A 15323-nucleotide genomic window follows, 5' to 3' on the forward strand; every position below is an offset into this window, starting at 1 on the left:
CGCCATGCGGACCGACCGGCTCACGCTTTTGCTGCTGATCCTGCCGGGCGCCGGCTTCATCTTCCTGTTTCTCGCCGCGGCGATCGCCATGACCGTGCTGCAAAGCGTCGGGCTCTATTCGCTGGTCGGCGAGTCAAAACTGACTTTTGAGCATTGGCTTTCGCTCGCCGATCGCACCTTCATCGATTCCTTCCTGTTCTCGCTGAAGGTTGGTGTCGGCAGCGCCTTCGGAACTCTGATCTTCTCCTATCCGCTGGCGCTGTTTCTGCGCCGCCGCCGCTTCGGCACGCAGTTAATCGGCTCGATCATCAAAATCCCGCTGTTCGTGCCGGCGCTGGTTGCGGCGTTCCTCATCCTCAACGTTCTGGCCTTCCACGGTATTCTCAACAGCACCCTGCTCGGCCTCGGCATCATCGACCGTCCGCTGCGCATGCTGAACGACAAGTTCGGCTGGAACGTTCTCATCATCCAGATATGGAAGAACCTGCCGTTCCAGTTGCTGATCCTGTCGGCGACGCTGGAATCGATCCAGACCGACATCGAGGACGCGGCGCGCAATCTCGGCGCCAGCCCCTGGCGGGTGATCCGGCACGTCATCCTGCCGCTGTCGGCGCCGGGCATCCTGATCGCGGTCGTGCTGGTGTTCATCCTGACCTTCGGCGACTACGCGATCACTAAGGTGGCCGGCCCTGTCTATCCCTCGTCGCTGTCGGTGCTGATGTACACGGAAGCCTTCACGCTGCAGCAATGGGGCGCGGCCGCCTGTATCGGCGTGGTCATCACCTTCGCCTCGCTGCTGTTCGTCGCCATCTATGCGCGTGCAGCCCGCGCCGTGGCAGAGATCGGCCGATGACCGACATGGCTCTCACCATTCCGCCGCCTTACAGGCGTCGCCGGATCGGCCTGAAAGGCTTCCTCGTCGGCCTGATCGTGGCGCTGCTGCTGGTCTGGACGGCGGTGCCGCTGTTTATGGCCGTCATGTGGTCGCTGGTGAACCCGGACGACCCGTGGTCGCCGCCGGCCGTGCTGCCCCCGAGCTTTTCGCTGGCGCAGTGGGAATACGTCTTCACCTTCTCCGAGATCGGCAAGGCGATGGCGACCAGCTTTATCCTGGCGCCGGTGGTGACGCTGCTCTCCTTCATCCTGTCGCTGCCCACCGCCTATGCCATCGGCCGGCTGTCCTTTCCCGGCAAGGAGGCGCTGCGGCTGCTGATCCTGCTGCCGATTGTGCTGCCGGCGATGGTGATCGCCATGTTCCTGAGCCGCACTTTCCAGACCTTCGGGCTGGCGCAGACCTTTCTCGGCCTCGTGCTTGGCCACACGCTGCTCTCGATGCCCTATATGCTGCGGATTTTGGCAACTGCCTTCGAGGCGATCCCGCAGGATGTCATCGACGCCGCACGCAACCTCGGTGCCGGCCGGCTGGAACTGGTGCGCCACATACTGGTGCCGATGGTGCTGCCAGGCCTGATGGCGGGGTCGGTGTTCACCTTCATCACCAGCCTGGAAGAATTCAACCTCACCTTCGTGATCGGCACGCCGACCTTCCAGACCATACCGACTGTGCTGTTCGATTATCTCGGCTACCATTTTGTGCGCACCAACGCCGCCGTGGTGTCCATCGTGCTGATGGTGCCCAGCATCGCGCTTCTTCTCATCGCCGAACGCTACCTGAAGACGGAGTATCTCTCGTCGGCTTTCGGAAAACTTTGACATCGGGACGCGCCGAGGCGCCGACCGCAACCAGGGAGACGAATGTCATGACGACCAGACGTGTATTCCTATCGGCGATCATGGGGCTCGCCGGCCTCTTGAGCACTTTCCACCCGGCTTCCGCTGCGGATGATCTGTTGAAGACGCCATGGGACAAGGTTGTCGAGGCGGCCAAGGCGGAGGGGCAAGCCACCTTCTATGCCTGGTGGGGCGAGGAATTCTGGCGCACCGCCGCCAAGGATTTCGAGGCCAAGTATGGCATCAAGGTCGACGTCGTCACCGGCGACCGTACCGCCACCATCGGCAAGGTGGTGTCGGAGGCCCCTAGCGCGGAGGGAACCATCGACGCGCTGCTGATTGGCGGCGTGGAGCTGAAATCGCTGCTCGACGCCAAGGCGCTCTATGGGCCGCTGGTCGGCGTCATCCCCGGCTCGGACAAGCTCGATCCGAAACTGTCGAAGGAACAGGAGGGCTATGCGACCAACGGCTACCTCGTCCCCGTCTACCGCAACCAGACCGGCTTCGTCTACGACCCGGAGAAGGTGCCGACCCCGCCGCAGACATGGGCCGAGTTCACGACCTGGCTGGACGCCAATCCCGCGCAGTTCGCCTTCAACGACCCATCCAAGGGCGGCTCCGGCCAGGCTTTCGTGCAGGCGGCGATCGTCAATATCTTGGGCGATCAGGACAAATATGCCGGCGACACCGAGATGAAGCAGGAAAAAGTCGCCGACTGGGGCAAGGTCTGGGAGTGGTTCAACGCCAATGAAGAAAAATTCACCATCACGGCGTCGAACAACGATTCCATCGACCGCGTGAACCAGGGCGAGGTGCTGATGGCCGCCGCCTGGGACGACGACACGGCGGTCTCGCTGTCCAAGGGCACGCTGTTCAAGCGCGCGAAACTCTACGTGCCTGAACTCGGCATGCCGGGCGGCGGCGACAGCCTCGGCATCCCCGCCAACGCCAAACACAAGGCGGCGGCGATGCTGTTCATCGCCTACCTGATCGAGCCCGACGTGCAGAAGCAGCTCAACGCCACCATCGGCAGCTACCTCGCGCGCGTCGATGTTTCGGGCGAGAACGCGCTGATCCCGGAGGAGCAGCGGCAGAAGAACGGCCGGCCGTGGCTGCCGGGCGCCTACAAGGGGTATTTCATCCAGCAGTTCGTGGCGGAGGTGCTGCAGAAGTAGGTTTAGCCGACCGAAGCCGGGTCAATCTTGCGGCTCGACTTGGGTGACTCATATATCATGTCAACGGTCATTTCCTCGACCGTCTGCGTCGCCCCTCACTGTCCTGTCGGACATCTCTCCCCGTAAACGGGGAGAGAGACCAAGCTTCGCCGTTTTCGCCAATCTCCAAGGTTGGTGATTGGCGAAACCGATGCGGACGGCGTCTCTCTCCCCGTTTACGGGGAGAGATGTCCGACAGGACAGTGAGGGGCGGCGCAGACGGTCAAGGCGAATCCGCTCGCCTGAACAGGCTGTTTCGCACGATTGCCAGCATCGTCGTCCCGTTTCGATAGCGCGTCCGATCGACGCCGACGACCTCACCCCTTGAACGCCGGCAGCGTCAGCCCCTTCACGCCCACGTCCAGCGCGAACAGGCCGCCAGGGTTCTTCTGGCCGGCGAAATGCTCGGCGGGCCGTTTCAGCACGGCTGTGGTGACGTAGAGCACGTCAAGATCCGTGCCTCCGAACTCGCAGCAGGTCGGCAGGTCGGTGGGCAGCACCACGGTCTGCATCAGTTTTCCGTCGGGATCGTAGCGGCAGACTTTTGACGTGACCGGGATGGTGACCCAGTAGCAGCCCTCGGCGTCGACGGTCGCGCCGTCGGCGACGCCGCCGGTGACCGTCATGTCGATGAAGGTGCGGCGGTTCTCGATGTCGCCCGTGATCGGATCGAAATCGTAGGCATCGACGCGGCCGGAATAGCTGTCGGAGAAATACATGGTCTTGCTGTCGGGGCTGAAGGCGAGGCCATTCGAGCATCCGACGCCCTCGATCATCCTGTGTACCGAAAGGTCGGCATCCATGCGGTAAAGCGAGCCGACGAACTCGACCTTGCGGCCCGGCACCTCGAACATCGAGCCCGACCAGAAGCGGCCCTGCCGGTCCGGCTTGCCGTCGTTGAAGCGGGTGTCCGGCATGTCGGCTTCCGGGTCGGCGATCGCCTCGAACGTGCCTGTGTCGGGGTCGAAGAAGTGAAAGCCGTCGGTCATGGTGAGCACCAGCCCGCCCTTCTCGCGCAGGCCAATGCAGCCCAAATATTCAGGGGTCTCGAAGGTGTCGTTGCGGCCGGTCGCCGGATCGTAGCGGTGGATGTGCCTGCTCCAGATGTCGATCCACCAGAGCACGCCGGCCTTCGGGTCCCACAGCGTGCCTTCGCCGAGTTCGGCTTTCGCATCGACAACGCAGGTGATCTCGACCATTCTTCAGCCCCTCATGTCTTGCGGGTGGATCTGCGCAGCGTGCCGGCGAGGCCGGCGAATGCCTCGCTGCCAAGCGAAACGGTGATCAGGATGACCGCGCCGTAGACGACCAGCAGCGCGCCGCTCGACAGGTTGAGCGCGGGCAGCAGCCCGGTCAGGATGGTCAGCACCATGGCGCCGGCCACCGTGCCGAGATAGTGGCCACTGCCGCCGAGGATGGATGCGCCGCCGATCGCCACCGCGGCGATGGAGGTGAACAGATAGGCATCGCCCATGCCGAGATAGGCGACGCCCGAATAGCCGGTGAGCAGCATGCCGGCGAGTGCCGCCGTGGTGCCGGAAATGACGTAGGTGAGCACGGTCGTGCGCGCCGTCGCAACGCCGGAGAATTCCGCGACCGTGGCGCTGGTGCCGAGCGCGTAGAGGTGACGGCCGAACGCCGCCTTGGAGAGCAGCAGCGTGGCGATCAGCGTTAGCGCCAGCCAGATCACGGCGATGACCGGGATCGGCCCAAGCCTGCCGACCGACAGGAATTTGATCACAGCAGGTGCCGCCGGGCTGGGCGAGCCGCCGGTGACGACCAGGATCAGGCCCTGCAGGATGACGTTGGTGGCGAGCGTCATGATGATCGGCGGCACGCCGAACTGCGCGACGCCGAGGCCGTTGATCAGGCCGATCATGGCGCCGGCAGCGAGCACCAGCGGCGCGACCCAGACCAGCGGCAAATCCTGGCCGGCGCAGAGCAGCGCCATGATGATCGCCGCCGAATTCAGCACCCAGGGCACCGACAGGTCGATGCCGCCGCCGATAATGACAAAAGTCTGGCCGAGCGCGACGATGCCGACGAAGGCTGCCAGCACGATGGTCGAGCGCATGTTGGAGGCCGAGAGGAAACCAGGCGAGAACAGCGCGGTGACGACGAGCAGCAGCACCATGCCGGCATAGGCAAGCAGGATCAGCCGGTTGCGGGCGAGGAAGGAACTCATGCCGACCTCCCGCGCGCCGCCTTTTCGGCAAGCGAGCTGGCCAGCACCGAAAGCAGCAGGATGACGCCCGAGGCGACCGGCTGCCAGTAGCTGGAGATTTTGAGCACGAACACCAGATTGCCGATCAGGGTGAGGATGAAGGCACCAACCAGCGTGCCCGCCAGATGCCCCCGCCCGCCGAAAAGGCTGACGCCGCCGATCACCGCCGCCGCGACGGACGGCAGGATATAGTCCTTGCCGATGGTGGGCGAGCCGGCGCCGGTCTGGGTGGTGAGGTAGAGCGCCGCGCCCGCAGCGAACAGGCCGGACAGCCCATAGGTGAGGATGTTGATGCGGGTGATCGACACGCCGGACAGGAAGGCGGATTTCTCGTTCGAGCCGGTCGCCTGGATGGTGATGCCGAGCCGCGTCCAGCGGAACCACCACCAGAACAGGAGCAGCAAAAGCAGCATCCACACCGGGCTGGAGAGGCCGAACAGCGTCAAATAGCCGAAGCCCAGCCACCAGCCCGGCACGCTGCCGCCATCGGTGGGCAGGATGATCATCGCCGTGCCGTTGAGGATCGACCAGGTCGCCAGCGTGACCAGAAAGGGCTGGAGCTTGAGCACCGAGATCAACAGGCCGTTGAGCGCGCCGATGGCCGCTCCCAGCGCCAGCACGAAGAGCGACCAGAACAGCACGGTCGCCGGATCGTCGGTGAAACGCGTCGCCGCGATCACGGTGCCCAGGCTGATCATGCCGCCGATGGAGAGGTCGATGCCGCCGCGCAGCAGCACAATGGTTTGGCCGGTGGCGGCCAGCATCAACGTCATGGCCGCCGACGTGTCGAGGTTGAGTTCGTCGAGGGTGAACACGCCGGTCTGGTAGGAGCCATAGACGCCGACGATGACCAGAAGCATCAGGCAGGCGACGAGGAACGGCGCGCGGTCGAGCGCCCAGCCGCGCCAGTCTCGCGTAGAGCTTTCAGTGGTGGCCTGCGGGAGCGCTTTTTCGGCGAGTAGGGTCATGGCGCCTCGCTGCCGGACGTCTGAGTGTACGAGGCTCTTGTCTCATGCGTCCCTATCGGGGCAGGGTAGTCACATCGAGGGACGGTCGCACTCCGTCCAGCACCCCTCATCCGACCTCGCTTCGCTCGGCCACCTTCTCCCACAAGGGGAGAAGGGGGAGTTTCGCACCGGCCTCGCCGCCAATCGTCAACGCTGGGGATTTGCCGTGGCGGAAAGGCAACGCTCCCCCTTCTCCCCTTGTGGGAGAAGGTGGCCGAGCGAAGCGAGGTCGGATGAGGGGTGTTGGACGGAGTGCGGTTCGGGCCAAATTCCACGCAATTGATTGACGGCAATTCCGCAGATATGCCAGACCGAATACATATCCTTCGACGACGACCCGACTCCATCACGCCGCCTCGCTCTCGAGCATGGCGGCGCCCAGAATGCCTTCCTCGGAGATGCGCTCGCCCTCCAGCGTTGCGGCGATGCGGCCGTTGCGCATCACCATGACGCGGTCGGCGACGTGGACCAGTTCCGGCATGTCGCTGGAGTGAAAGAGGATTGCGTAGCCCTTCGCCGCGAGGTCGCGCATCAGTTGGAAGATCTCGCCCTTGGTGCCGACGTCGACGCCACGCGTCGGGTCGAACAGCAGCAGCACGCGCGCCTCGGTGAGCAGCATTTTTCCAAAAATCACCTTCTGCTGGTTGCCGCCCGACAGCGTGCCGGCCAGTTGCTCTGGCGTCTGCGTCTTGATGCGCAGGAAATCGACCATCTCCCTGACCAGCGCCTCTTCCTTGCGAGCGCTGAGAAAGCCTTTTTCCGTGAAGCGCTTGATGACGGCCAGTGTCAGATTCTCGCGCACGCTTTTGGTCAGCAGCAGGCCTTGGCCGCGCCGATCCTCCGGCACCAGCGCGATGCCGTCGCGGCCGGTGAGAGCGGCGCGCGGGTTGCTGATCGCGGCGGGCTTGCCCCAGAGCTCGATGCCGCCGCTCGCCTTGGCCGCCCCGAACAGTGCCTGGAACAGTTCACGCTGGCCGTGGCCTTGCAGGCCGCCGACGCCCAGCACCTCGCCTTCGCGCAGCGAAAAACTGACGCGGGAGAGCCGGCCGCTCGACAGACCGTCGACGCGAAGCGCGATGCGGTCGGTGGCGGTCGGCACGCGCTCTGGATAGAGGCGGTCGAGATTGCGGCCGATCATTTGCGTGACGATCTCGCCGTCGGAGACCGCGCCGGCGTCATGCGCGGCGACGGTGCGGCCGTTGCGAAATATGGTGAGGCGGTCGGCAATGGCGCGCACCTCTGCCATGCGGTGCGAGATGAAGATCACCAGCCGCCCCTCGTCCGCCAGCCACCGCGTCAGCTTCAGCAGCCACTCTGCCTCGCGGGCGGGCAGGGCGGAGGTCGCCTCGTCGAGGATGAGCACGCGCGGCTCTTTCGCGAGCCCCTTTGCGATCTCGACGATCTGCCGTTCGGCTAGCGTCAGGCGGCGCATTTCCTGATCGGGGCGGAGCGCGGGAAAATCGTATTTGCCGAGCAGGTCCAGCGTCTTGCGCCGCAGCGCCGTACGGTCGACCATGCCGACCAGCGTGCGCGGCTCGCGGCGAAACCAGATGTTCTGTTCGACGCTGAGATCGGGAATGAGCGACAGTTCCTGGAACACGGCGGCGATGCCGCGCGCCTGCGCTGCATCGGGATTGGCCGGGTGATAATCCTGGCCGTCGACGAGAAGCGTGCCGCCGTCGTGGCGCACCGCGCCGGACAGGATCTGGATGAAGGTGCTCTTACCGGCGCCGTTCTCGCCGAGCAGCGCATGCACCTCGCCGGCGCGCGCGCTGAACGCGGCCTCGCTCAGCGCGACGATGCCGCCATAGCGCTTCGACAGGCCGGTTGCGACGACGAGGTCCATGACTGTGCTCGAACCGAACGGAGTTACGAAAAACCTCCCGGCATTGTCATGCCGGGAGGTTTTGTCCGCAACCTGGATTACTTCGTTCCGGCGGCTTCCGCGGCGGTGATCTCCACCCAGTCCGGCGTGATCGGCAGCGTCAGGCCGGGCGCCTGGTCGGGGAAGGCGTTCTTGCCGACCTCGATGGTCTGCATCTTGGTGCCGGGGAACAGCTTGCTTTCGAACGGCGTCGTGGTGACGAAATCGCCCTCGACCTCGATCGAACGGTTCTCCGGCTTCTTGCCGGTGTCGAGGATTTCGACCGCGAGCTTGATCGCCTCCGACGACAGATAGGCCGGGTTTGAGCCGAGGATGCATTTTGCACCGCTCTCGACGCAGGTAAGTGCGGCGACGTTGTAGGAGAAGCCGACCACCGGAACCATCGGACGGCCGGCGTCCTTCAGCGCCTGGATCGCTCCGGACCCGTAGCCCTGGGTCAGGATGCCGTCGACCTGCGGATTGGCCGCGAGAAGGGCCGCGACGCCGGCCTGTTCCGGGCCGAGCGCGTATTCGCCATTGTATTCGCCGACCACCTTGATGTCGGGATAGTTGGCGAGCACCTTCTGGTAGCCTTCCTGCAATTGTGCCGAGATCGGCGCGCCGGCCAGGCCGCGGTCGAGCAGCACATTGCCCTTGCCGCCGAGCTGAACAGCCATCCATTCGGCCATGACGGCCGGGATGCGCTCCCAGTTGGAGGCGAGCGTCAGCGCGCAGGGCTCGGTGACCACCTGGTCGAAGCTGATGACGACGATGCCGGCGTCGCAGGCCTTCTTTATGGTCGGGTTGAGCGCGGAATCGGAGGCGGCATCGACGAGGATGGCGTCCGGCTTGGCGCGGATGATGTTGTTCAGCGAATTGATCTGCGCCTGCACGGTGCCTTCGGCTACCTCGATATGCAGCTCGACGCGGCCCTTAAGCGGCCCCTTGTCGACCGAAACCTGGGCGACACGCTGCATCTGCTGGCGCCAGTCGTTGCCGACGAAATTGTTCGAGAGATAGATGACGTAGGGTTTTTTGTCCTGGGCCACGGCCGGCGCCGTACCTATGGCCGCGACCGCCGCGGCAAGCGCCGCGAAACCGGCGCACAAAGTCTTCAGTCGCATGGTTCTCCTCCTGCGTTTCCTCGACGCCCTCGGCGGACTTCGCCGCCTTGCCGGGCAATACATTGTATTGTTACCGGTACCAAAATCCAAAGTCAATTTCGCCCGGCGCCCGCGTTTTCAAACTCGACTCCCATGCGGCTGCGACGGGTTGGCGGAGCGTGTAGGCGCGCCGGTAGAAAGTCAAGATATAATGCTATTATAATTTTTAAGTGCTTGGATTTTTGATGGTGTCACCGACTGGAGGTCGCGCATTTGATCATGTCTAGAGGGGCCGGCCACAGTCTGGCGGCGGATTATAGTATCTGTCCCACTGTAAGCCAGATACGGGACTTGGTCTCGAATGCAACGCGGACAGGGGTCGTTGACAGGCATCTATGGTACCGGTAACAAGAGCAAAAAGACCGCTGGGAGGATGGTTTGTCGATCACCGAAAACATCGCGTCGCGAGGCCGCGCGCTGGTCACCGGGGCTGCCGGCGGCCTCGGCCGAGAGGTGGCCGTGCAACTGGCGGCGCGCGGCTGCAACGTCGCAATTGCCGACATCAATGCCGCCGGCACGGCCGAAACGGCGAAGATGATCCGCGCGCACGGCGTCGAGGCGGAAGAAATCGTCGGAGACTTCACGCAGGAGGGCGCGCCGGAGGCGGCGGTGCACAAGGTGGTGGAGCGCTGGGGCGGCATCGACATCCTGGTCAACAATGCCGGCTATGGCGTGATCGAGCCGTTCTTGGAAGCCACGCATAAGGCCTGGACCCGCACGCTGGCGCTCAACGTCACGGCGCTCGCCATGGCTTGCAAGGCGGCGGGGCGCGTGATGCGCGACCAGCGCTCGGGCCGCATCGTCAACATCACCTCGCCAGGTTCGCGCATGGCGCTGCCAGACTACACGGCCTACACGGCGAGCAAGGCGGGCGTCGATTCCATCACCCGCGCCGCCGCCGTGGCGCTGGCGCCCTATGGCGTGCTGGTCAACAGCCTGGCGCCGGGCATGATGGACACCGAGATGCAGCGCTCGACCGAGATCGATCTCGCCCGCGTCAACGGCCGCAATGACATCCAGGCTTTCCTCGACGAGCGCACACGCCGCATCCCGCTCGGCCGCCGCGCCGAGATCGCGGAAGTCGCCGAGGCGGTGGTCTGGCTGGCGCTCGACGCCCCCGCCTACATGACCGCCGAACGGCTCAACATGTCCGGCGGCCTGGACAAGGACTGAAGGGAGATGCTGCGAAATTCTCCCCCCGGCGAGGCGGACGTCGGCGCGCTCCGGCTGAAGGCGACAAAACTGCGCCGCCACATGCTGACTATGGCGCGCGGCCAGGGGGCCGGATACATCGGCCAGGGCCTGGGCATCGCCGATCTGCTGGCGGCGCTCTATTTTCATGAGCTGCGCTACGATCCGGAAAATCTCGGCTGGGCGAACCGCGACCGTTTCCTTCTGTCGACCGGCCACTATTCGATCGCGCTGTGGGCGGCACTCGCGGAGGCGGGCATCATCCCGGTCGAGGAACTGCCGACTTACGGCGCGGACGACAGCCGGCTGGAGATGTCGACGCTCGACACCACGCCCGGCGTGGAAATGATCGGCGGTTCGCTCGGCCACGGGCTGGGGCAGGGGGTCGGCCAGGCGCTCGGCCTCGGCGTCCGCCAGTCGGACGCACGCGTCTTCGTCGAACTGTCGGACGGCGAGACGCAGGAGGGATCGACCTGGGAAGCGGCGATGTCGGCCAGCCATTTCCGGCTGGACCGCCTCGTCGCGCTGATCGACTGCAACGGCATCCAGGCTGACGGGCCTGTGGTGCTCGACATGGAACCGGTCGCCGACAAGTGGCGCGCCTTCGGCTGGGAGACGTTCGAGATCGACGGCAACGACATGGCGGCGATCGTCGCCGCACTCGCCGGCGCGCGCGAAAAAAACGGCAGGCCTAAGGCGATCGTATTGCGCACGCTGCCGGGCAAGGGTGTGCCGCGCATCGAGAACAGCGAGAAATCGCATTTCTTCCGCGTCGATATCAGCGAATGGGACGGCATCATCGCCGCCTTCGAGCAGGGAGGCGCGGCATGAGCGGCAGACCGATGGAAGCGGGCCGCACGCTTGCCATGGGCGAGAACGAGGCGGCCGCGCGCGAACGTGGGACGGTCGAGGCGCCGTTCGGCCGCGCGCTGGCGCGGCTGGGCGCGGCGCGGCCGGAGATTGTCGGGCTCACCGCCGATCTCGGCAAATACACCGACATCCTGCCGTTTCGCGATGCCTTTCCGCAGCGCTTCTTCAATGTCGGCATGGCCGAGCAGAATCTTGTCGCGGTCGCCGCCGGTCTGGCGCGCACCGGGCTGACGCCCTTCGCCACGACCTATGGTGTCTTCGCCAGCCGCCGCGCCTATGATTTCGTCGCCATCGCGCTCGCTCATTCCAATCTGAATGTGAAGATCGTCGCCGGCCTGCCTGGCCTGACCACCGGCTATGGCGGCACGCACCAGGCGATCGAGGATCTGGCACTGATGCGCATGATCCCCGGCCTGACCGTGATCGATCCCTGCGACGCCACCGAGATCGAAGCGGCGACCGAGGCGATGGCCGACCATCCCGGTCCGGTTTATATGCGCCTGCTGCGCGGCGCGGTTCCAGTCGTGCTGGAGCCGGGTTACAAGTTCCAGATCGGCAAGGCGCGAAAGCTGCGCGACGGTGTGGATGTCGGGATTGTCTCGACTGGGTTCATGACCGAGCGCGCCCTCGACGCCGCTGAGGTCTTGGCGGGCCGCGGCGTGTCGGTTGCGGTGCTGCATGTGCCGACGATAAAACCCTTCGACGCCGAGGCGGTGGCGGAATTCGCAGCAGGCGTCGGCCATGTGGTGACGGCGGAAAACCATGTCGTCGTGGGCGGGCTGGGCAGCCTTGTGGTCGAGACGCTGTTCGGCGCCGGTGTATCGCGGAAAGTCACTCGCATCGGCCTGCCGGACCGTTTTATCGAATGCGGCGCGGTGCCGACGTTGCAGGCGCGATACGGGCTGACGACGGAGGCGGTGGTCGCAACCATCGAGAGGACCGTTCGGTGACCGGCGGCGCGAACGGCGTGCTAGTCAGCAACGGCAACAGGTTTCCGAGCCCATGAAAATCACCGAGATCGAAACCTTTACCGTCGGCGCCGGCTGGAAGAACTGGCTGTTCGTCAAGGTCCACACCGACAAGGGCGTCCACGGTATCGGCGAGGGCACGCTCAACGGCTTCATCAAAACCACCGAGGCCGGTGTGCACGAACTCAACCACCTCGCCATCGGCCAGGATCCGCGCCGCATCAACGCGCTGTCGAAGCGTATGCTGGACAGTGTCTCGCTCGACGGCGGCCATATCCACCGCACCGTGATCGCGGCGGTCGAGGTCGCGTGCTGGGACATTCTGGGAAAGAGCCTCGGCGTGCCGATCCATCAACTGCTGGGCGGGCAGGTGCGCGACACGGTGCTGGGCTACGCCAATGGCTGGTACCGCACCGAGCGCACGCCCGAAACCTTTGTCGAAGCGGCGAAGGGGGTGCTTGCGAAAGGCTTCAAGGCGTTCAAGCTCGACCCGTTCGGCACCGCTCAGGGTTTCATCTCGCGCGAGGAACTGGACCTTTCCTACGACATCTGTCGGACGCTGCGCGACAAGCTGCCGGCGGACACGCGGATCCTGATCGACGTGCATGCCCGCTTCACCGAGATCGCGGCCTTGCAGGCGGCGCAGAAATTTGCCGACCTCGACATCTACTGGTGGGAGGAGCCGACCTCGCGCGACCGGCAGGAGACGGTGCGTGAGGTGGCGCATCGCTCGCCAATCCCGGTGGCGACCGGCGAGATGTACGACACGGTCGGCCAGTTCTACAGCCTGGCCGCTGGCGGCGGCGTCAACATTTTTCAGCCGGAGCCGATGTCGCTGGGCGGCATCGTACCCTCCATGCAGGTAGCAAACCTGGCCTTCGCCCATGGCAGCCACATAGCGCCGCACCAGAGTGGCGGTCCGGTGGCGACGGCGGTCTGCCTGCAACTGGCGGCGGCGGTGCCGAACTTTCTGATCCAGGAGCATTTCGACGCCTTCAACGACCCGTGGACGCGCGACCTCGTCACCTGGCATCCGACCGTCGATGCGTCGAACGGGCACCTGTCGCTGCCAGATGGGCCGGGCTTGGGCATTGATCTGAACCTCGATGCGATCAAAGAGCATCCCTACGACCCGCATGCCTATCTGAATGTGCATGCGGAGGGATGGGAGAAAAGGCTGGGGACCAGGGAGAAGGCGTAGAGTCGGCCAATTCTTTGACGTTTTTACCACCAGGCAGGGCCATCCCTCAACTCAGCCTGCGAAGGAGTCGATTAGCCGACTAAGTTAGGCCGGGCCATAACCCTTTTCATTCGAACGATACATATCGCATCTGATTCCTGCCGCTTCGCAGGTCGTCTGCGCTGATTGGATAGCCGAGCGAGGTATAGGAATAATATCCTTGCTTTTTGTCCACGCTCTGTTATGGTGCCTTGAACGGAGGACGCAATGAGCAGCGGTGAGGTCGAGGAGGATCGGAAAAGGCTGACGAGGATCGCGATCGTGCTGCTTCGGCTGGCGGTTTTGGCCGAGCTTCTTTGCGTTCAGCCATTCTTTCTCCGCATCTTGCTGCTGCCGCTCATGCGGCATGCCGAGGCCGTCGCGCGGGAATTTGCCATCCGGCGGGTCGGCGGTGTGCTTGCCTTGCCTCCCGTGAAAGTCCATGCGCCGGATTTCGACGGTTACGCCGAGGCGTTGCGGCTCGCGCGCTGCTTGCGTGCGCTGGCCGCATTTTTCGGCTGCTGGCAGGGTCTTGCTGGCCGGCTGTTTCGCGGCGGGCAGGGCGAGCGCCATGCGCGGCGCGCGCCTGCGATCGGATGGGTCGGTCTCGTGACGTCTCAGTACGCAATCGCCCTCTGCGCCACGGGGCGAATGGATACGTCATGACCGCCGGACAAGCCTTTGTCGGGGAATTTTAACGCCATGCGTCCTGCGTTTGGCGATAAAGGTGTTTTGGCGTTCTGATATCGAGGGAAGGTTACGCTTGACAGCCACCGGTATCACTTGGCCTTCAAGTGATTTCATAGGGATGCAATTTCAGGCATGCCGTCCTAGGCACTCTCCCTGTCGACGATCTCGAATCCGAGGCTGGTGATCGTCGGCACCTTGGCGTCGCCGGCAAGCCGCGCCAGCAGTTGCCGCACGGCGCGGCGGCCCATCTCGTAGCGGTTGACTTTTACGGTGGTGAGCGATGGCACCAGTTGCGCGGCGAGGTCCATGTCGCCATAGCCGGCAATCGCAATGCGCTCCGGTACGGCCCAGCGCCGGCGGTGGCATTCCTGGACGGCGCCGACGGCCAGCGTGTCGCTGGAAAAGAAGATGGCGTCGATGTCGGCGTGCCGGTCGGTGAGGGCGATCAGCGCCTCGGCGCCGCCCTGGGCGGTGATCGGCACCTCGACCTCCATGTCGCTGTGGTTCTCAAAACCGAGTTCGGTGAGCGCGGCGTGGTAGCCAGTGCGGCGCTGCTGCAGGCGGTCGTTGCCGTGGATCGGCGTCGAGACGAAGCCGATGCGTTTGTAGCCCTTGGCGGCGAGATGCATGGTCATGGCATAGGCGGTCTCGAAGTTGGAGACGCCGACCACCATGTCGAGCGGCTTGCGGCCCTTGATCTCCGAAATCTCCACCACCGGCGCGCCGCTGGAAAGCAACAGGGCGCGGGCCGTCTCGCTCTGCACGAAACTTTGCAGGATCATGCCGGACGGACGCCAGCCGAGGAGGGTGCGGATCGCCTTTTCCTCGGCATCCTGCGTGAATTCACCCTGCACCAGCAGCATCGAATAGCCGCCTTCGTGGCACTCGTCCGACATGCCCTGCACCTGCTCGGCGATGCCGGAATTGATCAGCGGCGGCACCACGGTGCCGACCATGCGGCCGTTGCCGCGCATAGAGGAGGCGAGCCGATTGGGCACGAAGCCGGCTTCCTCGATTGCCTGCAAAACCTTGGCGCGCGTTTCGGCCGACACCATGTCGGGATTGGAAAGCACGCGCGACACCGTCATCGGCGCGACGCCGACGCGTTTCGCGATCTCGCGCACGCCGAGCCGTTCGCTCGTCTTCCTGTCGCCGTTGTCCGGTTTGCCCGCCATCGCCGTG

General features: G+C 64.7%; 14 protein-coding genes. 7 read left to right on the forward strand and 7 right to left on the reverse strand.

Going from position 1 to position 15323, the window contains the following annotated elements; genetic code table 11:
• The first annotated feature begins 4 nt into the window (after positions 1–4).
• The 3 genes from ACH196_RS13025 to ACH196_RS13035 are packed head-to-tail and all read left to right on the forward strand — an operon-like array spanning position 5 to position 2906.
• A complete protein-coding gene (locus tag ACH196_RS13025; RefSeq protein ID WP_396647363.1) occupies positions 5–853 on the forward strand; it encodes an ABC transporter permease in 849 nt (282 codons plus the stop codon).
• Positions 850–1713: an ABC transporter permease gene (locus ACH196_RS13030; protein WP_396647328.1), complete on the forward strand. Its 864-nt coding sequence runs from the start codon at positions 850–852 to the stop codon at positions 1711–1713. The genes ACH196_RS13025 and ACH196_RS13030 overlap by 4 nt, the downstream gene beginning before the upstream one ends.
• Before the next feature lie 47 nt (positions 1714–1760).
• Positions 1761–2906: an extracellular solute-binding protein gene (locus tag ACH196_RS13035; RefSeq protein WP_396647329.1), complete on the forward strand. Its 1146-nt coding sequence runs from the start codon at positions 1761–1763 to the stop codon at positions 2904–2906.
• A gap of 356 nt (positions 2907–3262) precedes the next feature.
• On the opposite strand, the gene ACH196_RS13040 is transcribed toward ACH196_RS13035, so the two are convergent.
• The 5 genes from ACH196_RS13040 to ACH196_RS13060 all read right to left on the reverse strand — a co-directional run bounded on the left by ACH196_RS13040 (position 3263) and on the right by ACH196_RS13060 (position 9164).
• On the reverse strand, positions 3263–4144 hold the full coding sequence (locus ACH196_RS13040) for an SMP-30/gluconolactonase/LRE family protein (protein ID WP_396647330.1): 882 nt from the start codon (positions 4142–4144) through the stop codon (positions 3263–3265).
• A gap of 11 nt (positions 4145–4155) precedes the next feature.
• Entirely contained in the window at positions 4156–5130 is a 975-nt protein-coding gene (locus tag ACH196_RS13045) for an ABC transporter permease (RefSeq protein WP_396647331.1), read from the reverse strand.
• Positions 5127–6137, reverse strand: a complete 1011-nt coding sequence (locus ACH196_RS13050; RefSeq protein ID WP_396647332.1) for an ABC transporter permease — start codon at positions 6135–6137, stop codon at positions 5127–5129. Before ACH196_RS13050 ends, ACH196_RS13045 begins: the two co-directional genes overlap by 4 nt.
• Positions 6138–6522: 385 nt before the next feature.
• Positions 6523–8022, reverse strand: coding sequence for a sugar ABC transporter ATP-binding protein (locus ACH196_RS13055; RefSeq protein ID WP_396647333.1), 1500 nt, complete (start codon positions 8020–8022; stop codon positions 6523–6525).
• A 77-nt stretch (positions 8023–8099) separates the two neighbouring features.
• Positions 8100–9164 (reverse strand): substrate-binding domain-containing protein, encoded by a 1065-nt coding sequence (locus tag ACH196_RS13060; protein WP_349004624.1) that lies wholly within the window; start codon positions 9162–9164, stop codon positions 8100–8102.
• Between the two features lie 417 nt (positions 9165–9581).
• On the opposite strand from ACH196_RS13060, the gene ACH196_RS13065 reads away from it, so the two are divergent.
• The 4 genes from ACH196_RS13065 to ACH196_RS13080 are packed head-to-tail and all read left to right on the forward strand — an operon-like array spanning position 9582 to position 13433.
• Positions 9582–10376, forward strand: coding sequence for an SDR family NAD(P)-dependent oxidoreductase (locus ACH196_RS13065; protein ID WP_396647334.1), 795 nt, complete (start codon positions 9582–9584; stop codon positions 10374–10376).
• Positions 10377–10382: 6 nt separating this feature from the next.
• Positions 10383–11225 carry a transketolase gene (locus ACH196_RS13070; protein ID WP_396647335.1) on the forward strand — a complete coding sequence of 281 codons (843 nt, stop codon included), beginning with the start codon at positions 10383–10385 and terminating at the stop codon, positions 11223–11225.
• Positions 11222–12214: a transketolase family protein gene (locus tag ACH196_RS13075; RefSeq protein WP_396647336.1), complete on the forward strand. Its 993-nt coding sequence runs from the start codon at positions 11222–11224 to the stop codon at positions 12212–12214. The genes ACH196_RS13070 and ACH196_RS13075 overlap by 4 nt, the downstream gene beginning before the upstream one ends.
• A 52-nt stretch (positions 12215–12266) precedes the next feature.
• Positions 12267–13433, forward strand: coding sequence for a mandelate racemase/muconate lactonizing enzyme family protein (locus ACH196_RS13080; protein WP_396647337.1), 1167 nt, complete (start codon positions 12267–12269; stop codon positions 13431–13433).
• An 84-nt stretch (positions 13434–13517) separates the two neighbouring features.
• Here ACH196_RS13080 and ACH196_RS13085 read toward each other — a convergent pair whose 3' ends face one another.
• Complete coding sequence (locus ACH196_RS13085; RefSeq protein WP_396647338.1) at positions 13518–14024, reverse strand: hypothetical protein; 507 nt, start codon at positions 14022–14024, stop codon at positions 13518–13520.
• 257 nt (positions 14025–14281) lie between these two features.
• Entirely contained in the window at positions 14282–15316 is a 1035-nt protein-coding gene (locus ACH196_RS13090; protein WP_396647339.1) for a LacI family DNA-binding transcriptional regulator, read from the reverse strand.
• Positions 15317–15323: the final 7 nt, after the last annotated feature.

The sequence above is a fragment of the Mesorhizobium sp. IMUNJ 23232 genome, assembly GCF_044326205.1.
In the GTDB taxonomy this organism is placed as follows: Bacteria; Pseudomonadota; Alphaproteobacteria; order Rhizobiales; family Rhizobiaceae; genus Kumtagia.